This is a genomic window from Planococcus halocryophilus (assembly GCF_022489025.1).
GTDB classification, from domain to species: domain Bacteria; phylum Bacillota; class Bacilli; order Bacillales_A; family Planococcaceae; genus Planococcus; species Planococcus halocryophilus_A.
Map to the genome: position 1 here is coordinate 25106 of NZ_JAKVTG010000014.1, position 26067 is coordinate 51172.

General features: G+C 39.5%; 28 protein-coding genes and 1 riboswitch. Of the genes, 19 read left to right on the plus strand and 9 right to left on the minus strand.

Features of this window, described 5'->3' with window-relative positions; all coding sequences use genetic code 11:
* Positions 1–8 precede the first annotated feature (8 nt).
* The 4 genes from gatA (at position 9) to MLE13_RS13990 (ending at position 4978) form a co-directional block, all read left to right on the plus strand.
* The gene (gatA, locus tag MLE13_RS13975; protein WP_240750295.1) at positions 9–1478 is read left to right on the plus strand and encodes an Asp-tRNA(Asn)/Glu-tRNA(Gln) amidotransferase subunit GatA; all 1470 of its coding nucleotides are present in this window, start codon (positions 9–11) and stop codon (positions 1476–1478) included.
* Positions 1475–2905 carry an Asp-tRNA(Asn)/Glu-tRNA(Gln) amidotransferase subunit GatB gene (gatB, locus tag MLE13_RS13980; protein ID WP_240750296.1) on the plus strand — a complete coding sequence of 477 codons (1431 nt, stop codon included), beginning with the start codon at positions 1475–1477 and terminating at the stop codon, positions 2903–2905. The genes gatA and gatB overlap by 4 nt, the downstream gene beginning before the upstream one ends.
* A gap of 503 nt (positions 2906–3408) precedes the next feature.
* Positions 3409–3978 (plus strand): thioredoxin family protein, encoded by a 570-nt coding sequence (locus MLE13_RS13985; protein ID WP_240750297.1) that lies wholly within the window; start codon positions 3409–3411, stop codon positions 3976–3978.
* A gap of 85 nt (positions 3979–4063) precedes the next feature.
* Positions 4064–4978, plus strand: coding sequence for a diacylglycerol kinase (locus tag MLE13_RS13990; RefSeq protein WP_240750298.1), 915 nt, complete (start codon positions 4064–4066; stop codon positions 4976–4978).
* Positions 4979–5038: 60 nt separating this feature from the next.
* On the opposite strand, the gene MLE13_RS13995 is transcribed toward MLE13_RS13990, so the two are convergent.
* Entirely contained in the window at positions 5039–5467 is a 429-nt protein-coding gene (locus MLE13_RS13995) for an NUDIX hydrolase (protein WP_008431148.1), read from the minus strand.
* A 202-nt stretch (positions 5468–5669) separates the two neighbouring features.
* Here MLE13_RS13995 and MLE13_RS14000 point away from each other — a divergent pair, with 202 nt between their 5' ends.
* The 4 genes from MLE13_RS14000 (at position 5670) to rlmD (ending at position 9600) form a co-directional block, all read left to right on the plus strand.
* Positions 5670–7016: a cytochrome ubiquinol oxidase subunit I gene (locus MLE13_RS14000; protein ID WP_240750299.1), complete on the plus strand. Its 1347-nt coding sequence runs from the start codon at positions 5670–5672 to the stop codon at positions 7014–7016.
* A complete protein-coding gene (locus tag MLE13_RS14005) occupies positions 7013–8041 on the plus strand; it encodes a cytochrome d ubiquinol oxidase subunit II (RefSeq protein WP_008496102.1) in 1029 nt (342 codons plus the stop codon). The genes MLE13_RS14000 and MLE13_RS14005 overlap by 4 nt, the downstream gene beginning before the upstream one ends.
* Positions 8042–8055: 14 nt before the next feature.
* Positions 8056–8166: a cytochrome bd oxidase small subunit CydS gene (cydS, locus tag MLE13_RS18090; protein ID WP_430905219.1), complete on the plus strand. Its 111-nt coding sequence runs from the start codon at positions 8056–8058 to the stop codon at positions 8164–8166.
* Between the two features lie 72 nt (positions 8167–8238).
* On the plus strand, positions 8239–9600 hold the full coding sequence (gene rlmD, locus MLE13_RS14010; RefSeq protein WP_240750300.1) for a 23S rRNA (uracil(1939)-C(5))-methyltransferase RlmD: 1362 nt from the start codon (positions 8239–8241) through the stop codon (positions 9598–9600).
* A gap of 65 nt (positions 9601–9665) precedes the next feature.
* Here rlmD and MLE13_RS14015 read toward each other — a convergent pair whose 3' ends face one another.
* Complete coding sequence (locus MLE13_RS14015; RefSeq protein ID WP_240750301.1) at positions 9666–10118, minus strand: SRPBCC family protein; 453 nt, start codon at positions 10116–10118, stop codon at positions 9666–9668.
* A gap of 244 nt (positions 10119–10362) precedes the next feature.
* On the opposite strand from MLE13_RS14015, the gene MLE13_RS14020 reads away from it, so the two are divergent.
* Positions 10363–10527: a Fur-regulated basic protein FbpA gene (locus tag MLE13_RS14020; RefSeq protein ID WP_240750302.1), complete on the plus strand. Its 165-nt coding sequence runs from the start codon at positions 10363–10365 to the stop codon at positions 10525–10527.
* Between the two features lie 50 nt (positions 10528–10577).
* Entirely contained in the window at positions 10578–10805 is a 228-nt protein-coding gene (locus MLE13_RS14025) for a hypothetical protein (RefSeq protein WP_240750303.1), read from the plus strand.
* 56 nt (positions 10806–10861) lie between these two features.
* Here the strand turns inward: MLE13_RS14025 and MLE13_RS14030 are convergent, their stop codons facing one another.
* Positions 10862–11722 carry a TetR/AcrR family transcriptional regulator gene (locus MLE13_RS14030; protein ID WP_240750304.1) on the minus strand — a complete coding sequence of 287 codons (861 nt, stop codon included), beginning with the start codon at positions 11720–11722 and terminating at the stop codon, positions 10862–10864.
* Between the two features lie 167 nt (positions 11723–11889).
* On the opposite strand from MLE13_RS14030, the gene MLE13_RS14035 reads away from it, so the two are divergent.
* From MLE13_RS14035 to MLE13_RS14050, 4 genes are all read left to right on the plus strand, one after another.
* Positions 11890–13359, plus strand: coding sequence for an MDR family MFS transporter (locus tag MLE13_RS14035; RefSeq protein WP_240750305.1), 1470 nt, complete (start codon positions 11890–11892; stop codon positions 13357–13359).
* Between the two features lie 171 nt (positions 13360–13530).
* Positions 13531–14691: a DEAD/DEAH box helicase gene (locus MLE13_RS14040; protein ID WP_240750306.1), complete on the plus strand. Its 1161-nt coding sequence runs from the start codon at positions 13531–13533 to the stop codon at positions 14689–14691.
* Positions 14688–15917, plus strand: coding sequence for an aminopeptidase (locus MLE13_RS14045; protein WP_240750307.1), 1230 nt, complete (start codon positions 14688–14690; stop codon positions 15915–15917). The genes MLE13_RS14040 and MLE13_RS14045 overlap by 4 nt, the downstream gene beginning before the upstream one ends.
* A 12-nt stretch (positions 15918–15929) precedes the next feature.
* The gene (locus tag MLE13_RS14050) at positions 15930–16841 is read left to right on the plus strand and encodes an SGNH/GDSL hydrolase family protein (protein WP_240750308.1); all 912 of its coding nucleotides are present in this window, start codon (positions 15930–15932) and stop codon (positions 16839–16841) included.
* Between the two features lie 63 nt (positions 16842–16904).
* Here the strand turns inward: MLE13_RS14050 and MLE13_RS14055 are convergent, their stop codons facing one another.
* Together MLE13_RS14055 and MLE13_RS14060 are read right to left on the minus strand one after the other, a co-directional pair.
* Complete coding sequence (locus MLE13_RS14055) at positions 16905–17051, minus strand: hypothetical protein (RefSeq protein ID WP_240750309.1); 147 nt, start codon at positions 17049–17051, stop codon at positions 16905–16907.
* Between the two features lie 61 nt (positions 17052–17112).
* Positions 17113–18189, minus strand: coding sequence for a M20 family metallopeptidase (locus tag MLE13_RS14060; RefSeq protein WP_240750310.1), 1077 nt, complete (start codon positions 18187–18189; stop codon positions 17113–17115).
* A gap of 147 nt (positions 18190–18336) precedes the next feature.
* A riboswitch (TPP riboswitch) is annotated at positions 18337–18434 on the plus strand.
* A 96-nt stretch (positions 18435–18530) separates the two neighbouring features.
* Between MLE13_RS14060 and thiT the strand changes: the two genes are divergently transcribed.
* Both thiT and map read left to right on the plus strand, forming a co-directional pair.
* The gene (gene thiT, locus MLE13_RS14065; RefSeq protein ID WP_240750311.1) at positions 18531–19106 is read left to right on the plus strand and encodes an energy-coupled thiamine transporter ThiT; all 576 of its coding nucleotides are present in this window, start codon (positions 18531–18533) and stop codon (positions 19104–19106) included.
* A 130-nt stretch (positions 19107–19236) separates the two neighbouring features.
* Positions 19237–19989: a type I methionyl aminopeptidase gene (map, locus tag MLE13_RS14070; protein ID WP_240750312.1), complete on the plus strand. Its 753-nt coding sequence runs from the start codon at positions 19237–19239 to the stop codon at positions 19987–19989.
* A gap of 68 nt (positions 19990–20057) precedes the next feature.
* Here map and MLE13_RS14075 read toward each other — a convergent pair whose 3' ends face one another.
* A complete protein-coding gene (locus tag MLE13_RS14075; protein WP_240750313.1) occupies positions 20058–20786 on the minus strand; it encodes a tryptophan-rich sensory protein in 729 nt (242 codons plus the stop codon).
* A gap of 193 nt (positions 20787–20979) precedes the next feature.
* On the opposite strand from MLE13_RS14075, the gene MLE13_RS14080 reads away from it, so the two are divergent.
* From MLE13_RS14080 to MLE13_RS14090, 3 genes are all read left to right on the plus strand, one after another.
* Positions 20980–22779: a M3 family oligoendopeptidase gene (locus tag MLE13_RS14080; protein ID WP_240750314.1), complete on the plus strand. Its 1800-nt coding sequence runs from the start codon at positions 20980–20982 to the stop codon at positions 22777–22779.
* 1 nt (position 22780) lies between these two features.
* Positions 22781–23329, plus strand: coding sequence for a GNAT family N-acetyltransferase (locus tag MLE13_RS14085; RefSeq protein WP_240750315.1), 549 nt, complete (start codon positions 22781–22783; stop codon positions 23327–23329).
* 85 nt (positions 23330–23414) lie between these two features.
* Entirely contained in the window at positions 23415–23897 is a 483-nt protein-coding gene (locus tag MLE13_RS14090; protein WP_240750316.1) for a DinB family protein, read from the plus strand.
* Between the two features lie 7 nt (positions 23898–23904).
* On the opposite strand, the gene MLE13_RS14095 is transcribed toward MLE13_RS14090, so the two are convergent.
* From MLE13_RS14095 to MLE13_RS14105, 3 genes are all read right to left on the minus strand, one after another.
* Positions 23905–24471 carry a beta-class carbonic anhydrase gene (locus MLE13_RS14095; protein WP_008497158.1) on the minus strand — a complete coding sequence of 189 codons (567 nt, stop codon included), beginning with the start codon at positions 24469–24471 and terminating at the stop codon, positions 23905–23907.
* A 215-nt stretch (positions 24472–24686) separates the two neighbouring features.
* Entirely contained in the window at positions 24687–25694 is a 1008-nt protein-coding gene (gene mreBH / locus MLE13_RS14100) for a rod-share determining protein MreBH (RefSeq protein ID WP_240750317.1), read from the minus strand.
* 177 nt (positions 25695–25871) lie between these two features.
* Complete coding sequence (locus MLE13_RS14105; RefSeq protein WP_240750318.1) at positions 25872–26012, minus strand: hypothetical protein; 141 nt, start codon at positions 26010–26012, stop codon at positions 25872–25874.
* Positions 26013–26067: the final 55 nt, after the last annotated feature.

The following is a 26067-nucleotide window of genomic DNA, read 5'->3' on the forward strand; positions in this document are numbered from 1 at the left end:
AACCAAACATGTCATTTGTAGAAAAAACAGCTGCACAATTGCAGGAAATGATACATACAAAAGAAACGACAATTGCGGAAATGACTGAAAAAGCATTCGAACGAATTGAAGCGCTTGAGCCAAAAGTAGATGCATTTCTTGCGTTGAACAAAGAACGTGCCACAAAACTTGCAGCAGAAATGGATCAAGTGCCTTTTGCTGAACGAGGACCATTATTTGGTTTACCAATCGGAGTAAAAGACAATATCGTAACAGAAGGACTAGAAACAACGGCTTCTAGTCGTATTTTAGAAGGATTTAATCCCATCTATAATGCAACTGTTGTGGATAAGTTGAGAGAAGCTGGAATGGTAACCGTCGGTAAATTGAACATGGATGAATTCGCAATGGGTTCTTCTAACGAAAACTCGTATTACAAAAAAACGAAAAATCCATGGAATCTTGAAACTGTTCCAGGTGGCTCTTCTGGTGGCTCTGCTGCTGCAGTTGCAGCTGGAGAAGTTCCATTTTCACTAGGTTCAGATACGGGTGGTTCGATTCGTCAGCCTGCTGCTTTTTGTGGTGTTGTGGGGATGAAGCCAACTTACGGACGAGTTTCTCGTTTTGGGTTGATCGCTTATGCTTCTTCATTAGATCAAATTGGTCCAATTACAAGAACAGTAAAAGACAATGCATTGTTATTAAATGCGATTTCTGGATATGACGACAAAGATTCAACGTCTGCAAATGTGGAAGTCCCAGATTTTACAGCAGCATTGACGGGTGATATTACAGGCATGCGCATCGGTGTTCCAAAAGAATATTTTGCTGAAGGTGTTGGCGAAGCAGCAAAACAAGCTGTTCTTGATGCTTTGAAAGTGCTTGAAGAACGAGGCGCAATTTGTGAAGAAATTTCACTGCCTCATTCAAAATACGCATTAGCAACTTATTACATTCTTGCTTCTTCTGAAGCTTCATCTAACCTGTCACGTTTCGATGGCATTCGTTATGGCTACCGCACAGAAAAAGCAGGAAGTCTTCTTGAGTTTTACATGAATACGCGCTCTGAAGGATTTGGTGATGAAGTAAAACGCCGCATCATGCTGGGAACGTATGCACTAAGCTCAGGTTATTACGATGCTTACTACAAAAAAGCACAAAAAGTTCGTACATTGATCAAAAAAGACTTTGATGATGCATTTGAAAAATATGATGTCATCGTTGGTCCAACAACGCCAACACCAGCATTTAAAATTGGTGAAATCATTGACGATCCATTAACAATGTATGCAAACGATATTTTAACAATTCCAGTAAACTTAGCAGGTGTACCAGCCATTTCAATACCTTGTGGATTTGAAAATGGTCTACCATTAGGCTTGCAAATTATCGGTAAACACTTCGACGAAGAAACCGTTTATCGTGTTGCAGATGTATATGAACAAGCAACAGATTTCCATAAAAAAACTCCTCAAACATGGGAGGGAGCAGCACAATGAATTTTGAAACAATCATTGGACTTGAAGTCCACGTAGAATTAAAAACAGAATCGAAAATGTTCTCTCCAGCACCGGCTCATTTTGGTGCGGAACCAAATACCAATACAAATGTCATCGACCTTGGCTATCCAGGCGTATTGCCAGTAGTAAATAAAACTGCTGTGGACTGGGCAATGAGAGCAGCACTTGCATTAAACTGTGAAATTACGCGCCACACGAAATTTGACCGTAAAAACTACTTCTATCCGGATAACCCGAAAGCTTATCAAATTTCGCAATTTGATCAGCCAATCGGTGAACATGGTTGGATTGAAATCGAAGTAAAAGGTGAGAAAAAACGCATCGGAATAACGCGTCTTCATATGGAAGAAGATGCTGGGAAATTGACGCATACAGGAAATGGTCATTCATTGGTCGACTTTAACCGCCAAGGAACACCGTTAATCGAAATCGTGTCTGAACCAGATATTCGTACAGCTGATGAAGCTTACGCTTACCTTGAAAAAATCAAAGCAATTATCCAATACACAGGCGTTTCTGATGTCCGTATGGAAGAAGGATCATTGCGTTGTGACGCGAACATTTCGCTTCGTCCGTTTGGTCAAGAACAATTCGGTACAAAGACCGAATTGAAAAACTTGAATTCTTTCAACTTTGTTCGTAAAGGCATTGAGCACGAACAAGTTCGTCAAGAGCAAGTGTTATTGTCAGGTGGCATCATCGAGCAAGAAACACGTCGTTATGACGAATCAACAGGTAAAACATTGTTGATGCGTATTAAAGAAGGATCTGACGATTACCGTTACTTCCCAGAGCCAGATTTAGTCGACATTGTGATTGATGATGCTTGGCTTGAGCGTGTCCGTTCTGAAATTCCAGAATTGCCGGATGCAAGAAAAGCTCGTTACGTATCAGAGCTTGGCTTGTCTTCTTATGACGCGATGGTTCTAACTTTGGCAAAACCAATTTCTGATTTCTTCGAAGCAACGGTTGCTGGTGGTGCTGATGCTAAACTTGCTTCTAACTGGTTGATGGGAGAAGTTTCAGCTTATTTAAATGCTGAGCAAAAAGAACTTTCAGATACAGCATTAACTCCTGAAGGTTTGACTGGTATGATCAAATTGATTTCAGATGGTACGATTTCGTCTAAAATCGCGAAGAAAGTCTTTAAAGAATTGATCGAAAAAGGCGGCGACGCAAACGATATCGTCAAAGCTAAAGGACTTGTTCAGATTTCTGATGAAAACACATTGCGTGAATTTGTCACAGCAGCTCTTGATAATAATCCACAATCGATTGAAGACTTTAAAAACGGTAAAGATCGCGCGATTGGTTTCCTTGTTGGGCAAATTATGAAGCAAACAAAAGGGCAGGCAAATCCGCCATTGCTTAATAAAATTCTTCTTGAAGAAATTGCAAAACGATAATATACAGTAAAATAGTGTGAAAGGGTGGTCCGTTATGGGCCATCTTTTTTTATGGATTGTAGAGAAAGTGATGAGTAATCGCACCGACCGCTTTGGGCATAGCTCCCGCAAGAAGCCAGGGGAGGAGCGCCTGTCTTCTCGCATCGCTTAGCCCGTGAACGCGGCGGTGCTGGTGAGTGGATGTAATAGCGTCGAGTAGTTTTAGTTAGTTGAGTTTATTAGTTAATTAATGGAACTAAATTAGAGTTTATATCGTCTTTTAAGTGAGTATAGAGCGTTGTCTTTTATGGATATAGAGGTTGCTGTAAAGGCCATTTCTGCATCTCAGCCTTGAACACTTTGCCACATAACAGTAAACTGGTATTAAAGACGAATTTAGGCCAATAGAATGTGCTTTAATAATCAGTGACTGTACCTATACAACTAATTTTAAGTGAGGTAATTTCTGCTTTTAAGAAGGAACTTAACTTAGTGGCAAAGTAGGGAAAGGGAGGCGTGATGGTATGATGACGGAGCAGCAATACTTTGAAAAAGGCATTAGTTTGGAAAGCTATATGGCTCAAATGGAATCGAATCAACATAAATCTTATAGCATCTATGAAAAGTTTGAGCTACCGAAAGATCCGGAATTCCTGGCTTTACTAAAAGATAAAAAGCCACACGTATTAGTAATCACAGAAGACTGGAGCGGTGATGCAATGATGAGCAATGCAATTTTGCGGAAAATTGCTGATGCAGCTGATCTGGATGTACATTGCATATATCGTGATGATAATTTGGAATTGATGGATCGTTACTTAACGAACGGTGAACGATTAATTCCGAAATACATTGTGCTCTCTGAAAATGGAGATGTTCTTGGTGAGTGGGGACCAAGAGCTCCAAAAGTGCAGGAGTTTGTAGATAAGAAGAAATCAGTTCTTCCTGAAAAAGAAGATCCGCAATACAAATTGCATGTGAAAACGGTAACTGGTGAAATTTTAGATGGTTTTGTATATAACGATGATTTTTGGCATGTAGTGTATGAAGAATTACGTCAAGTATTCCAAACAGCCTTAACGTCAAGAGAATGATCAAGTTACCACAAAATCTAAAAGTATTTGATTAAAGACATGTGTTGTGTTCATTTTTACAGAAAGTCCAGAAAGGCTGAATCCTATGAAACGTGCACGTATAATTTACAATCCCACTTCTGGTCGCGAGTTATTTCGCAAGCACTTGCCAGAAGTTTTAGAGAAAATGGAGAGAGCGGGGTATGAAACTTCCTGCCACGCAACTACTTCTGAAGGGGATGCTATTCAAGCGGCTGCTCATGCAGTAGAGCGGAATTTCGATTTAGTAATAGCTGTTGGTGGAGACGGGACATTAAATGAAGTTGTTTCAGGAATTGCTAAGTTTGAGAATCGTCCAAAAGTCGGACTGATTCCAATGGGAACTACTAATGATTTTGCCCGCGCGGTTCATATTCCGCGAGACATTACAAAAGCTGTAGATATTATTCTTAAAGGAGATTCTATTCCTGTAGATATTGGGTTAATGAATGACGATCGTTATTTTATCAATATTGCAGGAGGTGGCAGACTCACAGAGTTAACTTATGAAGTACCGAGTAAATTGAAAACGGTCCTTGGTCAAATGGCTTATTACTTAAAAGGAATTGAAATGTTGCCTTCGATTCGTTCTTCACGTGTACGCATTGAATACGATGGACAAGTTTTTGATGATAGTGCGATGATGTTTTTAATCGGCTTAACCAATTCTGTGGGTGGCTTTGAAAAACTTGCGCCAGATGCCAGTATTAATGATGGGAAGTTTACGTTGTTAATTTTAAAAGAGCTGAACATGGCTGAATTTATTCGCGTTGCTTCTTTAGCGTTACGTGGTGAGCACTTGTCAGACCCTCACGTAATTTATGCCAAGGCAAGTGAAATTAAAGTAACAACAGAAGAGCGGGTACTGTTGAATTTAGACGGTGAATATGGCGGGGTGTTACCAGCTACATTTAAAAACTTGGCTAATCATATTGAAATATACGTTCCAATAGATTCGTTAAATGAAAAAGACCGTAAATAAAAAAACGCAAACAAAAAGTTGGAACCCTTTATTTTCTCTGGGTTCCAACTTTTTTTGTGCTTAAAGCAACTCGATTGCTTTATCTTGTTCTGCAGCAAGTTGCGGTAAGTTATTGAGTGATTCCCAGCGGAACAATAACGTCATGCCGTTATCGCGACCATGACTTTTGATCACATGTTCAAATTGTTCAACAGGTTCACCCGTGTATTCAAATTGAAAAATGTTACGTTCGTACGCTTTATCCTGATAATCAGGGTAATATGTGTACTTATGAATTTTCCCTACAAAGTCAAGTACCTCGCGTGGTAAACCCGTTTCTTCCTTAACTTCTCTATATAGTGCGTCGATTAGCAGTTCACCGTCTTCAATGGTACCACCTGGTACTTGTAAGCCAACTTCTGGTTCCCCTTTGTATTCAAATACAAGCAACTCGCGATTTTCTTCATCGCCTCTTGTGATGTACGCAAATACTTTCCGTTTTGTTCTCATGATGCATCACCCTTTTTTATTTGTTATATTTAGAATACTAAAAATTGAGAAAAATTTCAATTCTTTTCGTTTTATGTTTGTCACAGCTTATTCAAAGTTTGCTCTGAAAGCAAGGCTTGGGAAGCGTTTTGGAAAGTCGGTTTGATGTACAATAGGACTATAGAAACTATGAATCTAGTATTTATAAAAGGAGACGAGTAGAGTGGAATTTCAAGATCCAGCTTTTCTGAGTCGTATTCTAACGCTTTTAACTTTATCGTTCCACATCCTTTACGCTACGATAGGCGTAGGGGTCCCGCTGATGATTATGATTGCTCAATGGGTAGGGATTAAGAAACAAGATGAACATTATATTTTGATGGCCCGTCGCTGGGCGAGAGGGTTTGTCATAACCGTCGCAGTAGGAGTTGTAACAGGAACCGCTATTGGTTTGCAGCTGTCACTATTATGGCCGAATTTCATGCAATTGGCAGGGAACGTAATTGCATTGCCATTGTTTATGGAAGTTTTCGCATTTTTCTTTGAAGCTATTTTTCTAGGAATTTATCTTTACACGTGGGACCGTTTTGAAGATCAGCGAAAGCATTTCTTATTCCTTATTCCGGTTGCACTTGGTGCAGCAGCATCGTCGGTATTTATTACAATCGTCAATGCTTTTATGAACCAGCCACAAGGATTTGAAATACTAGATGGCGAAATGGTTAATATTAGTCCTTTGCTGGCAATGTTTAGTCCAGCTGTACCCACAAAAGTAGCGCACGTAATGGCTACGGCATTTATGACTAGTGCTTTTGTGTTGGCCTCTATCGCAGCGGTTCGGTTGTTGCGTGGGTCGAATCATATTTACCATAAAAAAGCATTGTTCTTAACAATGAAACTAGGACTTGTATTCGCTATTGCGACAGCATTAATTGGTGACTTTTCTGGTAAGTATTTGGCTGAATACCAACCCGAAAAATTGGCAGCTGCAGAATGGCATTTTGAAACAGAAGAAGAGGCAGGTTTGATTCTTTTTGGGATTCTAGACGGAGAAGAAGCGAAATATGCTATTAAAATTCCGTATGCGTTAAGTATTCTAGCCCATAGCAATCCATTTACAGAAGTGAAGGGGCTTAATGAATTCCCAGAAGACGAAAGGCCACCATTATGGATTCATTATCTTTTCGATACGATGGTGATGATTGGTATGTGGTTAGCGTTCTTCTCCTTTGTGTATGTTGTAGCAGTATGGCGCAATTGGACGTTTATTCGCGCGAAATGGTTCCAGTGGCTACTCATTGCCGGAGGGCCATTAGCGCTTATCGCAATTGAAGCAGGATGGTGGTTTACAGAAGTAGGACGCCAGCCTTGGGTGCTACGAGGATACATGACAGTCGATCAAGCAGCGACAACAAGTGGTCAAGTTGATTTAATGATTATCTTGTTTGCAGGCTTGTATCTAATTTTAGGTATTGGTACTGCTGTTGTCTTGACGAGAATGTACAAACGCAACCCAGTTGAAATAGAATTAGCAGAAAGAGAAAATAGCAAAGGCGGTGACAAGAAATGACTTTAGAAATTATCGGAATTTCTGTACTGTGGTTGTTTCTGTTTCTGTATGTCATAGTGGCGTCAATTGATTTTGGCGCTGGTTTCTTTAATGCCTATAGTTCTTTTGTTGGCAAACAACATATTCTAACTGGAGTAATCCAGCGATACTTGTCGCCGGTCTGGGAAGTGACCAATGTGTTTTTTGTGTTCTTCTTTGTCGGAGTCATCGGGTTTTTCCCGCAGACCGCTTTTTACTACGGAACAACTTTATTAGTGCCGGCAAGTATTGCGTTAATTCTGTTGGCGATTCGCGGTTCCTATTACGCGTTTGCGACTTACGGAGCTAAAATCAATCATCGAGGCTATATATATATGTATGGTTTGTCAGGATTATTGCTTCCGGCTGCGTTGTCCCCTGTGTTGGCAATGTCTGAAGGCGGTTTTATCCAATTAGACAATGGGCAACCTTATTTAGATTACTGGGCATTGTTCTCAAGTCCGTTAATGTGGAGTATTGTCGTATTGAGTTTAACAGCGGTGCTTTATATTTCAGCAGTATTTTTAACGTGGTATTCTTCAAAAGCTGGAGATGCTAAAGCAACTGATTTAATGCGTAAATATGCGCTTGTTTGGGCAGCGCCAGCAATGGTTACAGCAGCCGGTATTATATACGAATTGCGTGGTCATAATCCGGAACATTATACGCGTATTCTTGATTTGTGGTGGGTGTTCGCTGTATCGTTCTTATTATTTGCTGGAACGGTTTATCTAATTTGGAAAAAACGTCATTACGGCTGGGCTTTCATTTTATTGGTGGGGCAGTTCTTCACGGCATTCTTCGCGTATGGAGCTTCACATTATCCATATTTGCTTTATCCGTATTTAACGATTTACGATAGCTTTACAAATGAGGCCATGGCAATTGCATTGATCATTGCTTTTATTGCAGGTTTGTTCCTGTTATTGCCATCGCTATATTTATTGTTCCGTCTATTCTTGTTTGATAAGGATTATGTCGAAGGCAAATCGGATTATCACGCATAAAGGAGGCACTATTCATGCAAGATTTCATGATATTTTATGCACCTTTTCTGGTGTTAATAGGAGCGATTGTTTTTGGATTTTGGTTTTCGTTAAAAGACGGTCCGATTACAAAGGACCGGGAGTAACGACGCGTGCAGGCTTTTGCCTGCCGCGTTTTTTTGTTGTATGATAGGTAGATGTGAAATGGAGTGAGCGTTTTGAAACCAGTAAATAAAAATGACCGAATCACGGTTCATGTTGAAGATTTGACGCACGACGGAGCGGGCGTAGCAAAAGTTGATGGATACCCACTATTTGTACCAGGCGCATTACCTGGAGAAGATGTTGTGGTTCATGTGTTAAAAACGTTAAAATCATATGGCTTTGCAAAGCTTATTGAAATACAAAAAGCTTCTCCTTTTCGTGTTACAGCTCCTTGTCCAGTGTTTGATACATGTGGAGGCTGTCAGATTCAGCACTTGTCCTACGAAGGGCAAATGACCTTTAAACAGAAATTGGTGCGCGATGCCATTACACGTATTGGCAAGTTACCAGATGTACCTGTGCATCCTGTTAAAGGAATGGAAGATCCGTGGCGTTACCGTAATAAATCTCAAATTCCTTTTGGTACTCAAAATGGCAAAGTGGTTGCTGGATTTTATCAGCCACGTTCGCATGATATCGCAGACACCGATACGTGTTTAATTCAAACGCCTGAAGCAGATGCGATTATGGTCGCGTTGAAAAAGAACTTGATCGACATGGGCATTGAACCTTACGAAGAAGCAACACATCGTGGCATGCTTCGTCATGTTGTTGTTCGTAAAGCACGAGCGACGGGAGAAATTATGGTCGTGTTAGTGACGAAGAAAAAGAAATTTCCTCAAGCACAACGTGCCATTGAATTGATTCAATCAACTGTTCCGGAAGTGACATCGATTGTCCAAAACATTAATCCTGAAAAGACCAACGTTATTTTTGGTAACGAAACCTTGACACTTTGGGGCAAAGATGTGATTGAAGATCGAATTGGGGATGTTCGTTTTGAAATTTCAGCACGCTCGTTTTATCAAATTAATCCTGTACAAACAGAAGTTCTGTACGGACAAGCGCTTGCGTATGCTCAGCTAACAGGTGAAGAAACTGTAATTGATGCGTATTGCGGCATTGGTACCATTTCATTATTCCTTGCGCAACGAGCTAAATTTGTCATGGGTGTTGAAATTGTGCCGCAAGCAATTGAAGACGCTAAACGCAACGCGGAACTAAATGGTTTAACAAATACATTATTTGAAGCAGGGCCTGCTGAACAAGTGATTCCGCGCTGGTATAAAGAAGGTAAGAAAGCAGACGTCTTAGTTGTAGACCCACCGCGTAAAGGCTGTGATGAGCAGCTGTTACACACAATACTGAAACAACGTCCAACACGAGTTGTTTACGTTTCGTGTAATCCGGCAACACTTGCACGCGATTTACGCATACTCGAAGACGGTGGTTATCGTACGAAAGAAGTACAGCCTGTCGATATGTTCCCACAGTCGACTCATTGTGAAGCAGTGGCATGGTTAGAGTTGGTTTAATCACATAGGGAAACAAAAAAGTTGTCTACTCCAAGTAGACAACTTTTTTTTATTTATTAGAAGTGTTAATTCGCTTCGCAATATTTTTTTATATCTTCAAGATCTACTTCGAGTGCTTTTTTCATTGATTTCTTCATAAAAATACTGAAAATACCGCTTATAACTTTAGCCATTAAATTTATAGATTCACCTTCAAAAGACATTTCAAGAGTGACAATATCATTACTTTTTTCAGTGATATTTAAACGAGACACATAAATGGCACCGTGACTTTCAGCTCGTGTTTGATAATAATGGTACTTCTCGCTATGAGTGATCCACATCACTTCTTGTGCTTCTTTTCCAAACATTTTCCGAGTTTCTCTCCACTTTAATCCAACAAGGTCACCTTCAACTGGATGCAAAATTTCAATATTGATAATCCCACTGATGACATTGGCTGAGTTTTCAATATCGGTAATAGCGCTCCATACTTTTTCTTTTGTGCTATTAATGTCTATTTGAGTCGAAACTTTCATGTATAAGCCCCCCTTGTGTTTAGTAGGTAATTATTCTTAGTTAAAATTGTATCTTACTTGAAGTTATATATCTATGGAGAGGCAGGTTATTACCACTATTCACTCGGCAAGTACCTGTCAAATAGAAGTAAATGAGTATAGTTCCAATTGTTAAAAAAAGTTTGTAGAGTTTATTTATTGGTTAGGTTTTAAAAGAATTACTAAAAGGGTAAAGACAATAGAATACTTTTAGAAGGAGAGAACGATGAACATGGAACAAATACCCGAGTCAAAATTCACTGATAAACGTGAAACTATCATTCAAGGGTTAGTCGACCAAAATGTTTTTAAAATTAATGGCAGACAATTATATGAAACTTCACTTTATGAATTAATGAAAACTTATACAGAAACAGACCAAGCCGGCTAAGCTCGGCTTTTTTCAATGGCTGATTATAAGCATAATGGGAATAGCGATTCATGATGAAAAATTGGAGAATTATCGCGAGGCGCGATTGGATGAATGACTATTGCCGAAATGCAACAAGAAATGACGAGTGGCAATCGGTACCATTTGGTTATGGTCAAACAGGTAAACCTTTTGGTATCACATTTTGGGGGCAAGCATTTATTGAACCCATGTTGATTGAATATACTTACGCATTCGGACAAAAAGTAAAAAGACGTCGTAAACCAAAAACCATTTGAGCGATTTGTTTCCAAATATAAAAAACGAAGCCAATAAACCGGCTTCGTTTTTTATTTCATTTCATAGTTGCGACATGTTTCCACAATTGTTCAACCAGAATGGATAATTCAGATTCAATCATCTTGTCATTTGCTAACGTAGTCAAAACACTTTCAATCAATGGTTTTCTAGGTTTTTCTGCGACGATTTCTGTTGATAAAAAATAAACCAATTGTTGTGTCTTTGGATAATGTTTTATCTTCTCTGTATAAGCTTGAAACCTCGTAGAAAGCTCTTCAACACTAATAGCATCAGCTAATGTTGTTGAAGGTAATTTTAAATTCTTGAGAAAGCTGTCTTTCGCTGCTATTTGAAGAGTAACGGTTGCTTGCAAGCGACGAATAACAAAAGCAGACAGGTTTTCTGCGGGTAATTCTTCTGTAGAAGAAAGACGCCATAAGTGAATCAATTGTTGAACGTAACCGTGAACAAAAGCGGCATTTTCTAAAGCATAAGGAGCAGCTTCTTTGCCGAAAACATCAATAATCCGTGAAGAAATCCACTCCATCTCCAGTGTGTATTGTTTAACGGAAAAGGCTTTGAGTTCGGGATCTTGTGAATAGAAGATACTTTCGTAAAGAGCAAAGAGATTTTTTTCAAGGTTGAGTTTAATGCGGATATACAATTGTTGTGCTAAAACTTCAGGGTCATTCGCAGGCAACCCAACAGCCGCCGCTAATCGTTGCTGACGAATTTCGCTGCCAATGGATTCCATGATCGCCATCAGACATTCAGATTTAGAACCGAAATAGTTATAAAAAGTTCCTTTAGAAACTCCGGCTTCGTCTAGTATGTCTTGGATAGAAGTTGGATTATAGCCTCTATTGATAAAAAGTTCATAAGCAGCGGTTAATATTTGTTGTTTTTTAGGATTCATATACCTCACCTTTATACCGTTAGTTTATTTAATAATAACTTTAAAATCCTTTTATATCAACGTTTTTTATTTATTTAAACTAAAAACTTGAAAATTTTATACAACCGGTATAGAATAATCAAATGAAGAAATAGAAAATGTATATCATTTACGGAGGAAACAAGAAAATGACAGAACAGAAAAGAACCCCTTATGGCATTATCGCCATTTTATTTACTGGAGCATTTGTAGCGATTTTTAATCAGACCTTGTTGAATATTGCGCTCCCTGAAATAATGCTTGATCTAAATATTGAAGCCTCAACGGCACAGTGGCTTGTAACTGGCTATATGTTGGTCAACGGAATTTTGATACCGGCAAGTGCTTTTTTTATACAACGGTATTCTAACCGCTCGATTTTTATCATAGCAATGTCTTTATTTGTGTTAGGTACGTTATTTGCGGCAATTGCGCCTGTATTTAGCATATTATTAATCGGCAGAATGATTCAAGCGTCTGGTGCGGCATTGATGATGCCATTATTGATGAATGTTATGCTAGCTGCGTTTCCTGTTGAAAAGCGAGGATCTGCCATGGGTGTTTTCGGATTAGTTATGGTTGTTGCACCCGCAATCGGTCCTACACTTTCTGGGTTTATCGTCGAACATTATTCGTGGCGTGTTCTGTTTTGGATTGTTTTACCGATTGCATTAGTTCCACTCTTATTAGGAATTTTTAAATTGAAAAACTTAACGTTCCAAGACAGAAACATCTCGCTTGATAAAGCGTCACTCATTCTTTCAAGTTTAGGATTTGGTGGCGTGTTATACGGGTTTAGCTCAGCTGGAACATTAGGCTGGGATAGCACGACTGTAATAGTAACAATTCTTATCGGTGTCGTATCACTAGTCGTATTTGGACTTCGCCAATTAAAATTGGACGAACCATTACTGGAAATTCGAATTTATAAATACCCAATGTTCGCATTGTCTTCTGCGATATCAATTGCCTTATCCATGTCGATGTTCTCGGCCATGATTTTAATGCCAATTTATGTTCAGACCATAAAAGGGATTTCGCCGATTGACTCTGGACTACTTATGTTACCTGGAGCATTGATCATGGGCTTCATGTCTCCTGTAACCGGTCGTTTGTTTGACCGCTTCGGTGCAAAAGTATTAGCGATTCCGGGGCTGGCCATTGTTGTCATCACAACTTATATGTTCAGTCAATTAAACCTAGATACGAGTTATGTTAGTATTATGTTGATATATACATTGCGGATGTTCGGAATCTCTATGGTCATGATGCCTGTCATGACAAACGGCTTAAATACATTGCCAATTAAAGCGTACCCACATGGAACTGCCATAAATAATACATTACAGCAAGTAGCAGGGGCTGTTGGTTCTGCGTTTTTAATAACCATCATGAACACGCGAACGTCAGCTACAGCGCAAGACTTAGCGGCAAATGGAATAGCACCAGAAGATATAAAAAATTTAGCAATGCTTGATGGCATTAACTTTTCATTTTTCGTTTCAACATTTATTGCGCTTGTTTCTTTAGTTCTTGCGTTCTTTATAAAAAAACCAGTTAGACCAGTAACTGAAGCAGAAAAAGAAATTGTTTATAGCAGAAGAGAAGTAACTGAATAATGAATAGAACCAGTCTGAATTCAGGCTGGTTTTTATTTATAAGTGGAGATTTATCTAGAACATAGTCAAGCTGATAAGTAGGGAAATGTTCCACTTGATTTTGGTTCGGAAAAGACGGTGAAACCGCAAATATGGTACACTTAAAGCATTGAAAAAAAGGTGGAATCGCAAATGACTTTTATAAAAGAACTAAGTCCAATATGGCAAGAAAAATGGGAAAAAGCTGGATTTGAAGCGACAATGCCGATTCAAGATCAGATGATTCCAGAAATGTTAGCAGGCAATGATATCGTAGCAGAATCTCCGACGGGTTCGGGCAAAACTTTGGCATACGTCTTGCCGATTTTAGAACGAGTGAATCCTGAAAAACCAGCAATTCAAGCAATGATTGTAGCACCGTCACAAGAATTATCGATGCAAATCGTCAATGTTTTACGTGAGTGGACAGAAGGAACCGCTATAACCGTGACACAATTGATTGGCGGAGCAAACATGCAACGCCAATTAGAAAAGCTTAAGAAAAAACCAACAATCGTAGTCGGTACACCAGGACGATTAAACGAATTGGTGAAAACGAAGAAACTCAAAATGCATGAAATTCGCATGTTGGTATTGGATGAAGGCGACCAGTTAATGGCGCGTGAGCATCGGAACATTATGAAAGACTTGATCGAAAAAACGCAACACGATCGCCAATTGGTTCTTGTATCAGCGACGATCACCGAAGAAATTGAACTCGTAGCCGAACGTTTAATGCAACATCCGACACGGCTTAAAGTTACGGCAGAAGATTTACCGATGTTCGGTGAAGTGACGCATTCATTTATCAAAGTAGATGAGCGTGATAAAACGGAATTGTTGCGTAGCATTTCGCATATTCCAGGTATGAAAGCATTGGCATTTGTTAATAATTTAGATCAATTGCTAATGAAAGAAAACAAATTGAAATTCCGTGATGCCAAAATTGTCACATTGCATTCTGAAATGAAAAAAGACGAGCGTAAAAAAGCATTAGATGCTTTCCGTAAAGGGGAAGTAGCTGTGTTAATCGCGACAGAAGTGGCAGCTCGTGGATTAGATATTGACTTAGTAACGCATGTTGTCCATGTAGATGTTCCGCAAACGATTGAACAATATTTGCATCGTTCAGGTAGAACAGGTAGAGCAGGAGCAGATGGGGAAGTATTGACTTTATTGGCATATGCTGATGAACGTCATTATAAAAAATTCACAAAAGAATTACCTTCGAAGCCTGTTCAAAAAATTATCCACGGTGGGAAGTTAATCGAAGGCTCAAGTAAAACCATTGCGGCAAAGGGGAATAAACGATGAACTTTCAGGAAAAGCTCGAACAATACGCCGAATTAACGGTCTATGTAGGGTTAAATGTTCAAAAAGGACAATTTGTCGTCATTAACACGACGACAGATACACTTGAATTTACACGACTAGTTGTTAAAAAAGCATACGAAGCAGGAGCAAAACGTGTCCAAGTTAATTACGAAGATCCAGTACTTACTCGTACGCATTTTGAATTAGCACCAGAAGATGCATTTAAAGAGTTTCCACAATGGCCAGTTGTTCAGCGCGATGAAGTAATTAATACAGGAGGTTGTTTCCTATGGATTGATGCTGAAGACCCTGACTTACTGACAGGAATTCCAGCAAAACGTTTAGCAGACTGGCAGAAAACTGCCGGGAAAGCGTTAGAACGTTACCGTCAAGCCGTCGGAACAGATAAAGTCGCTTGGTCGATTGTAGCGATTCCATCGCCAAAATGGGCACAGAAAGTCTTTCCGGAATTGCCAGCAGATCAACAAATGGAAGCTTTGTGGCAGGCTATCTTTAAAACAGTAAGAATTGGTGAAGGCAATGCCGTGGAAGCTTGGAAAAACCATATTGCTTTCTTAGAAAAGCGTGCTGCACAATTAAACGATAAACGTTATGTGAAATTGCAGTATAGTGCACCTGGAACAGATTTGACGATTGAACTTCCAGACAAGCATATATGGATGTCTGGTGCGTCAAAAACACCTCAAGGCAATCCGTTTATTGCGAATATGCCGACAGAAGAAGTTTATACCGTGCCTTTAAAACATGGAGTAGACGGTACCGTTCGTAATACTAAGCCTTTAGTTTATCAAGGCAATGTGATTGACGGCTTTACCCTAACTTTTGAAAAAGGAAAAATTGTTGATGCTCAGGCAGAAACAGGACAAGAACTTCTGAATGAAATGATCAATGCAGATGAAGGAGCGGCATATTTAGGTGAAGTCGCATTAGTGCCGCACCATTCACCGATTTCGGATTCGAATATTCTATTTTATAATACGCTGTTTGATGAAAATGCCTCGAATCATTTAGCAATTGGTGATTCTTATCCAACTTGTTATGAAGGTGCACGTGATTTAGAGCGCAAACAATTAGCTGCAATAGGACTCAACACGTCACTTGTCCATGAAGATTTTATGATTGGCAGTGACGGCATGGATATAGACGGTATTATGGCAGATGGTTCAAAAGAGCCTATTTTCCGAAATGGAAACTGGGCATTCTAAGAGGTGATAGCAATGAAGAAGTACTGGATTTCAGCGTTAGCTGGATTGCTTCTTTTTAGCGGAACAGTTCAGGCAAAAGCGATGATAAATGCCCCTATAAATTATGTAGCAATTGGTGATTCTTTAGCAGCGGGTCAAACACCTATGCGAGAAATAGACAACGGTTATACAGATTTAATCTCACAAGAACTTATGCGCAATCAGTCGGTTACATTCTATTCCAAAAACTTAGCATTTCCAGGTTTTACAACAACTGATGTGTTAGAAAGCATCCAAACAGATGACGCAGTAGAATTATTAGCATCTGCAAATCTTATTACTGTATCAGCAGGCGCAAATGACTTGCTGCGTTTAGTACAAAATGATCCAATACAAGGTTCTTTGTCTTTTCAACAACGTCAAGTGGATTTTGCTCTTAATGAGGCACGAAAAAATATGGAATCTATCTTAGCGGAACTTGCTGATCAATCGCCGAATGCAGCTGTTTATGTAATGGGTTATTACTTTGCTTATCCACATGTCCGTGACACCCAGAAAAATGGGACGGGCAAACAGCTTGATCGACTAAATGAGATTTTGAAAGAGACAGCTGAAAAAGCTGGAGCTGTATTTGTCTCAGTAGATGAGTCATTCGGTGAAAATGCCATAAACCAAATTCCGAATCCTGCTGATGTTCATCCAAATCGGGCTGGTTATCAAGCAATGGCAAATGCATTTTTCACTGAATACCAAGAGGCATGGAGCGTAGAGGATTTCGAATTGCCAACGCCAAATCCATTGTCTTTTGAAGAAATTATGGAAACAGAAGATCAAGATAGTTCGGAGAGTCTAGAGAGTCGTGACGATGAAAAGACAGCAGAAAGACCATCAGATCGCAGTCAGACGAATTATTTAGCATTGAGAGAGATGTTGCCTTATAGTTGATGACAGCAATGTAAGTTCCATCAATAAAAAACGGCCCGGCATATTTTGCCGGACCGTTTTTTATTAGCGTTTTTTCCCACGTGTAGTAGATTGTGTTGTCGTGGTTTGTGTAGTTTTGCCTTGTTTTCTTTTGTTTAATACTTTTCGAATAATTGGATATGCGATAGGTCCGTATTTAATAGCGGATTTCAATAATCTTCCTAGAGCCATTTAAATCTCTCCATTCATGAGCTTGATATTATTTATTTCCCCAAATGTACCAGAAGCAAACCTATTCGGGATTTTGTACATGAGCGAGCAAGATGTTTTTATATGCATGAACACTTGAAATTAATACATATTCAGCGTTGCCATGCCAGTCGTCTCCAGTTGGACCAAATTCAATTGCACCTTCGCCACCGTTTACAGCAGCATAATACCGCGTATCAGCAGCACCATGCTGACCGAATAAAATTGCTTTTTGATCAGTTGTTTTAAGAATTGCTTTTTGTAAACTTTGAATATAAGGATTTTCTTTTGTTGTTGTTAAAGCAGGTGTCGATCCAGACGCTTTATATTCCATATCAACATTTACTGTATCGGCTACGCCAGCTAGCTGACGAACAATTTCATCTTTGTCTTGCCCTGGCATATAACGGATTTCATATGACATTTCGCAAATTGCAGGAACGACATTATAGCGATCTCCTGCTTTAATAATAGGTAAGTTCACAGAAGGCTGTTCATAGTATTCAGTTGATTCTTTTCGGAAAGGTAAATCGGAAATCGCTTGGTGAAATTTCATAGCCGATTCAATGGCATTCACGCCTTCCCATGGACGGCTGCCATGAGCCGGTTTCCCTTTAAATGTGATGTCCATGCGTAAGACACCTTTCGATTGCAATCCGACTTTTAATCCTGTAGGTTCTCCGCAAATAACAAAGTTTCCATGGTAGCCTTGTTCAACTAGCCATTTAGATGTGTTTCGACCACCAGTTTCTTCATCCGTTACAATATGTAATTGTACATTACGCGTTAAATTCGGACTATCTAGTTCAACGAAAGCTTGCATCATCGCGGCGACACCCGCTTTCATGTCAGCAGAACCTCGACCGTATAAACGATCTTGTTCTACGACCGGCACAAATTGTTCTTCGTGACCTGGCACTACATCTACGTGACCGTTCCAAACAATTGTTTCAGTTCCTTGACCTTTAGCTGCGGTCAACATCAAATACCCATTGTTATCATGAATAGTGACATCTTCACCTTTATTTTTTAACCAATCAGCACAAAATTGTAGAGCTTCGTTCGCTCGTTCTTTCGTATCGCTTTGAATTTTGATTAAATCCTTTAATAGTTCAATCATTTACTTGGCAGGCCTAAAATACCGGCTGCCTCCACCACCTTTCGCCTTTCATTTCTAGTCTTTACTTTACCCTATGACTGCATCTTAAAACAGCCTTGCTAAAAAGTAGCTGCTTGTGTACAATACAGGTGAAAGTTAAATATTTGTATACACCACAAGGGGAGCTTTTGCTGAGAGTGAACATCCGTTCTTACCCTTTGAACCTGTAAGTTAACACTTGCGCAGGGATGTGGATAGAAACCGGTCCTTACAACGACGCCTGGCTCTGTCCCGGCGTCGTTTTTATTATGGTTTTATTCGCGGCCCTTCTGGTGATGTGCACAACACATAAGGAGGAAGTCATGAGAAATAAAAAAGTATTGTTAATGATGGAGATTGCAATTTTTGCAGCTCTTGGATTTGTTTTAGATTTTATATCGTTCAAGATGCCACAAGGTGGTTCAGTTAGTTTAGTCATGATTCCCATTGTCTTAATCGCTTTTAGAAGAGGAGTTGGAGCAGGTGTTTTAACTGGCCTTTTGGTCGGCTTATTACAAATTGTTTCTGGCTTTATCTCTGTAACACCTTTGTCATTTGGCTTCGTCGTTATGCAAGTATTATTAGATTATCTATTAGCATACGGTGTGGTTGGACTAGCGGGCGTTACGCGTACAAAATATTTGCAGCATGCAGCAGCGAAGCAGACAGGAAAGATGCTGATCGCGATTGTGTCAGGTGTGCTCATTGCATCGGTATTACGCTATTTCGTGCATGTAGTCACCGGCATACTGTTCTTCGGTATGTTCGCTGAAGGCAACGTGATAATTTACTCTGCTGTATATAATGCCACGTACATGATCCCGGTATTTTTACTTGCGGCCTTTGTTTGTTCAGTACTTTTCGCAGCTGCTCCAAAATTGGTAAACGCCGAAGCTTAATGGTAAAAGGCTGTCTTCGGACAGTCTTTTTTTCTATTTATTGCTGGAAGAGATTCGAACAGGACGGAAGCCTCTGTTTTAATTTTGTGGTATAATTCTTGAATAGAAAAGCTTGAAAGAAGGGTATTTAATGATCGCAACTAATGAAAAAGATATTGAAATGTTAAAAAAAGCTGGCCAAATGGTGGCTGAAATTCGTGAAGCCATGAAAGCGGCAACGAAAGCTGGAGTCACGACAAAAGAAATTGATGAATTGGGCGGCAAGTTATTTACAGAGCTTGGTGGCGTATCGGGGCCGAAATCAGAATATGATTTCCCAGGATACACATGCATCAGCGTAAATGAAGAAGTAGCTCACGGCATTCCAGGTAACCGTGTAATAAAAGACGGAGACATTGTGAATATTGACGTTTCTGGTTCGTATGAAGGCTATTTTTCCGATACGGGAATTTCATTTGTTGTAGGACAAGGGCATGCAGAAAAAGAAAAAATCTGTGCAGCCGCCGCTTCTGCTTTTGATCGCGCAATGACAAAAGTTAAAGCTGGTGCAAAACTGAACCAAATCGGTAAAGCAGTCGAACGCGAGGCAAAAGAGCAAGGCTTGTTCGTTATCAAGAATTTGACAGGACACGGCATTGGTAAATCGCTTCACGAAGCGCCTCAGCATATTTTAAATTATTACGATGCTTGGGAAACAACGATATTAAAAGAGGGCATGGTGCTAGCAGTAGAGCCCTTTATTTCTCAGAAATCTGAACATATTATTGAGTCAGGTGATGGTTGGACATTTATCACGCCAGACCAGTCATTAGTCGCACAAATTGAGCATACGGTTCTTGTGACAAAAGGTGAACCGATTTTGCTTACAAAGCTGAATAATTAATTGCTTTTACTCTTCCAACTTAAAAAAACCTGCGGACAACTCGATTTCACGAGATTGTCTGCAGGTTTTTAATTTGTTGGTGTTCGTTTTTTAATTAGCAAAATGCCTGTCAAAATTACGCCACTCAGGAATAGAGAAGCAGTTGTTACTAACATTTCACCAGTCCCATGTTTGATCGCAATGCCGATAAATGCCCATATAAAAACCAAAGCATAAGGGACGTCCATATGATGAAAACGAATATGCAAAGCGAGTGCAGTGGCAATGGTCAGCATAATTACTGTCCACAATTGATCACTCAGTCCCCATCCGTTCCAATTATAATAAGTTAAAACGAAACTAATATTGGCAATAGTTGCTACGCTGATCCAACCCATATTAATCGAAATTGGCAGGCGTTCGGTAAACGATTTTTCTGAATTTCCGTATTGCAAGTAAAGGAAGATCAAGGCGATTAAGTAGCCAAGCATTGCAACGATTGATGTGGCAAAAAACTCATAATGCCATAATAGCAGCCAACTGATATTGAACACGCAACTTAATGTAAACGTCAAGGTTGTTGTGTATGAAGGGGTCTGCCCCTTTCGTAAGCGTACCCAGAAAGCGATGATCCAAACAGCTAACAAAAGATAGATGATGCTCCAAATTGAAAATACGTAACCGGCAGGCGTGAACAGAACCAAAAGTCGATTAGACACTTCCCCTGTAGTTTGGTCATTTAATGGCAAAGTGTTTGCCAAAGTATTCATAACAATTACAGCAATGAATGCAATTGTCATCAGTAAAATACGGATCATACGAAATCCCTCCCTTACTCAAGTATACCTGCCACAGTTTCAATCAACAATTAACCTTTTCCAAATAAATCCCTAAAAATGTCGATAAGGTGAAGTGGTGCAGACTTGAAGGGAATAATATTCCAGTATCGGATTAAAAAATGATATACTAATAAGTGTTTTTAGAAAATTTAGTTTACCAGGGGGCATAACCATGACAGTTAATTATCCGGAAACATGGGATTTGGATACGCTATTTTCAGGCGGCAGTGAATCTCAAGAATTGCGGCTACATATGAACCAAGCAGTAACGATGCTTACTGAATTTGAAAAGCTTGTTCAAAACTTTAAAGTGCCGACTGTAAAAGAAGATGCCCAAAACGTATTTGACTTGCTAGAAAAAATGAGTGAAGTGATGCGACATTTAAGCCAATCAGGTGCTTTTATCGGCTGTCTGATGGCGCAGAATACACAAGATAAAAAAGCGGGAATTTTAGAAAGTGAAGCTGCTTCGCTTTCGGCACGTTTTCAACATTCTTTTCAGAAAATCCAACAAGATTTAACAAAGACCGAAGATACGGTGTGGACACAGTTGTTGAATGGAGATCTTCTACGTAAATTTACATTTGTTTTGAATGAATGGCGAGAAGAAGCCAAACAACTGCTTTCTGAAAAAGAGGAAAGTGTGATTACAGCGTTAAGTATTGATGGATATCACGGCTGGGGTCAGCTATACGATATGCTAGTCGGCGAAATTAATGTGACGGTAACGGTTGATGGAGAGACAAAATCATTATCGGTTGGGCAAGCAAATAACTTAAGTTCACATAAAGATCCTGCTGTTCGCCAAGAATCTTATGAAAAACTAGAAGAAGCTTGGACCGAAAAGGAAGAATTTTTTGCGAAAACCTTAAACTCTATTGGTGGATTCCGTCTCGAAATTTACAAAAAGCGTGGATGGGAAAATGTATTGCAAGAGCCGTTGCATATTAACCGGATGAAGCAAGAAACACTGGATGCGATGTGGGGAGCAATTAGCAAAAATAAACAGCCTTTCGTCGAGTACTTAGCTAAAAAAGCTGAATTGCTTGGCAAAGATAGTTTGGATTGGTATGACGTAGATGCACCGGTAACTAAAAGTACGCAGCAATTTACTTACCAAGAAGGGGCAGAGTTTATCTTAAAGCAATTCAGTAAGTTTGGTCCGGAATTGGAGTATTTTGCAAAACAAGCGTTTGAAAAAGGCTGGATTGAAGCGGAAGATCGCCCAAACAAACGACCAGGTGGATTTTGTACGGGCTTACCACTAAGTGAAGAGTCACGTATTTTCATGACTTACAGCGGATCTATGTCCAATGTGGCAACACTGGCACATGAACTTGGTCACGCGTTCCATTCTTATGCACTGCGTCCTGTTCATTCGCTAAATCGTTCGTACGCAATGAACGTAGCAGAAACAGCTTCTACATTCGCTGAAATGATTGTTGCAGATGCCGCTGTGAAAAATGCTCAGTCTAAAGAGGAAAAAATCGCATTACTCGAAGACAAAGTTCAGCGGAGTGTCGCATTTTTTATGAATATCCATTCGCGTTTTCTTTTTGAAACACGATTTTATGAAGAACGTAAAAAAGGGGTCGTGCCTGCAGCTCGTTTAAATGAATTAATGGAACAAGCTCAAGAAGAAGGGTTTGCCGGAGGGTTGGCTTCAACACATCCACATTTCTGGGCATCTAAACTTCATTTTTATATTACTCAAGTGCCATTTTATAACTTCCCGTATACGTTCGGCTACTTATTCTCGTTGAGTGTGTATGCAAAAGCTCTAGACGCAGGAAGCAGCTTCGAAGAAAAATATATGGCTTTGCTTCGGGATACAGCAGTAATGTCCGCAGAAGAATTGGCGATGAAACATTTGGGCGAAGATATAACACAACAGGCGTTCTGGGAAAAAGGAATCGCTTTGTGTGTCCAAGATGCCAAAGAATTCATTTCACTGACATCTGCTGAGGCTTAAGATGAACTTGCTTTTTGAGGGACAGACTTGTTATTTGCGCAGTTTAACAGTGGAAGATGCAGAAGGTATGGTGCAACTGCTATTGCGAAATCGGGAATATTGGTCTGTCTACGAACCAAGCCACCGCGATAGCTATTTTACACCAGCCATTCAGCGAGAAAAAATTCGAGAGTCGATATATCAAGCGAGAGAAAATCGGGAATACAGTGTAGGGATTTATGAACATAACACAAACAAACTAATTGGTCACATTTCTGTATATAGTGTGAAACGTATGCCTTTTTTAAGCGCTTTAGTTGGTTATTCAATCGATGAAGCGTATGTTGGTAAAGGAATTGCTACGGAAGCTGTGAAGCTAATGACCGTCTTTGGTTTTGAACAATTGCGTCTTCACCGAATCGAAGCATATGTTTCACCTGATAATATTGGTTCGATTCGGGTATTAGAGAAAACTGGATTTCGTCAAGAAGGGTTACTTAAGCAGTTTCTTTATATTAATGGTGAATGGAAAGATCATTACTATTACGCGATGATGGAGCAAGAATTTTGAAAGGGTAAGGCCACCTATAAAAAATGGTGGAATGACCTGCATCGTTGGTTTGAATGATGAATAACAAGAGAAGAAGGTGTGAAGAATGGATAAAGCTAAATTATTCTCTTATCATAAATGGGCAGCAATCACTTGTTTGCAACATGTACAAACTTCAGGCGAGGAATTTTATAGTAAAGAAGGCATTAACTCTTTTGCTTCCATTCAAGAAACAACAGAGCATGTCCTAGGTGTAGAGAAACTGTGGCTACTCCGAATGTCGGGCGTTACGAATCCAACGTTCGAACATTTTGATGTGGAAACAACAGGAAAAGCAATTGAGGCTTATGGATTGCTTCATGAGGAAATGGAAGTGTTTTTCTCATCTCTCACAGACCAACAGTGGGAAGAGACACTGCATTACCGGAATATGCGCGGGGATAAATTTTCTACGACAAGAGAAGAAATGTTGTTCACTTTTGTCAATCATGCAAGCTATCATAGAGGACAAGTTACATCTTTGCTCAGACAATTTGGCAAAGAAGGAATTGCACTCGATTATATCTATTACCAAAAAGAAAACCGCTGAGAATTTCTCAGCGGTTTTCGTTACCATTGACGACAACATCTAGCTTACCAGTTGTGGGGTCAATAACTAGCCCATGCACAGGAACGTTTTTATCTAATAATGGATGATGACGCACCATATTAACACTATGGGCAACACTTTCCGTCACATCATCAAATCCACGAAGCCAACCTTCTAAGTCTACTCCAGAGTATTCCATCATCTCAATGGTCTTTTCATCTATTCCTCGGATTTTCATTTTATCAAGAATTTCTTTAGGTTTAATTGCGGACATCCCACAGTCATGGTGTCCAATAATATAAATTTCATCTGCATTTAACTCGTACACCGCGACAATTAGGCTACGCATGATGCCACCAAAAGGATGATTAATGACAGCCCCAGCACTTTTCACAATTTTTACATCACCATTTTTAAAATTCATTGCTTTTGGCAACATTTCAAAAAGCCGCGTATCCATACATGTTAAAATAACAACTTTCTTATCCGGAAATTTAGTGGTCATATATTGCTCATACCGTTTTTCTTTCACGAATTCTTCGTTGTACTCTAAAATTTGGTCTAATAAAGCCATTAACCTTCCCCCTTATCGAATAATACTCTTTTATTTTAATCTAAATTTATAAGAAATACGAATTACAACAGGAATATTTTTAAAAATCAGGAAGATAGTCATCTTTCAATAATTAATGTTGATAATAGTATGTTTTCATATCATCACAGCTATGATAAAGGAAAAAAAGACTAAAGAAAACCCATGAAACGGGGTCTACTTTAGCCTTTATGCATTTAACGCGACATTTTTTCTAATTGCTTAATCATACCAAGTGATAACCCGGTTCCGATAGCGACAGACTCCAATGGCTGAGGTGCGATATGGACAGGGACTGAAATCTCTTTTGACAGCCATTCCTGTAAACCTTTTAAAAGCGCACCGCCACCAGAAATAACAACGCCTTGGTCCACCATATCGCCAGATAACTCAGCTGGACAATTTTCCAACGTTGCACGAATGCATTCAAGAATGGCGGATAACGATTCTTTAAGCGCGTCTTGTGTTTCAAGAGAGCTTAAAGTAATGGTTTTTGGTAAACCTGTCATAATATCGCGGCCACGTATGTCCATCGTTTCAACCTCATGAGAGATTGGTGCGTATCCAATTTCTTTTTTGATATTCTCAGCGGTGCGTTCACCGATCAAAACATTGTATTGTTTGCGGACATAATGAATAATATCTTCATCCATGCGATCGCCGGCTACTTTGACCGTGTTTGATGACACGACTCCACCAAAAGAGATAATGCCGACTTCAGTGGTGCCTCCGCCAATATCGACAATAACACTTGCTACAGGTTCACTGATTGGCAAATTTGCGCCAATTGCAGCTGCTACAGTTTCTTCAATCAAGTGAACGGTTTTAGCGCCGCTTTTTTTGACTGCATCGTGAATTTCGCGGCGTTCAACCTTAGTAGCTCCGGATGGAGTGCAAACCATAACGGTAGGTTTACGAAAAGTACTACCAAGTTGTTTCAAGGCTCTTTGCATGATGATGGTCAATAATTCTCTCGTTACATCAAAATCTGCAATGACTCCATCTTTTAACGGACGGACGATAAGAATAGAATCTGGGGCTTTTCCAAGCATTGCTTTTGCTTCATTACCAATGGCTAAAACCGTGCGTGTTTTTGCATCCAGTGCAACCATTGAAGGTTCATTTATAATGATGCCTTTTTCTTTTGTATAAACCAATATATTTGCAGTTCCTAAATCAATGCCAATAGCTGTTGCAGAAAACATACATGAATACCTCCTATAAATAAAAACCTTGACTTGATAGAATTTTATCATTACAAACCAGCAAACGAAAGAGTCCAAGGAACCTAAAGTGAAAAAAGTAAAAAAATACCTATTTCAATAAATGAAATAGCAAACAATATAAAAACCGGCTTCAATAAAGAAGCCGGTTTTTATCGCTTAATATTTTTTTTCAGGAATAGGATCTACATGCTCAGAGTCGTGCGTGTGAAGCTCTTTCCCAAGAAAGTGAAGAAGCGTAAAGAAAAACATGAAAATGACGACCATAAAGCCAAGAACGACAGTGATGTCATAAAACATAATGATAACTCCTCTCTAAACTGTAATTATCAATCTTAAGTATACCCGATTTCAA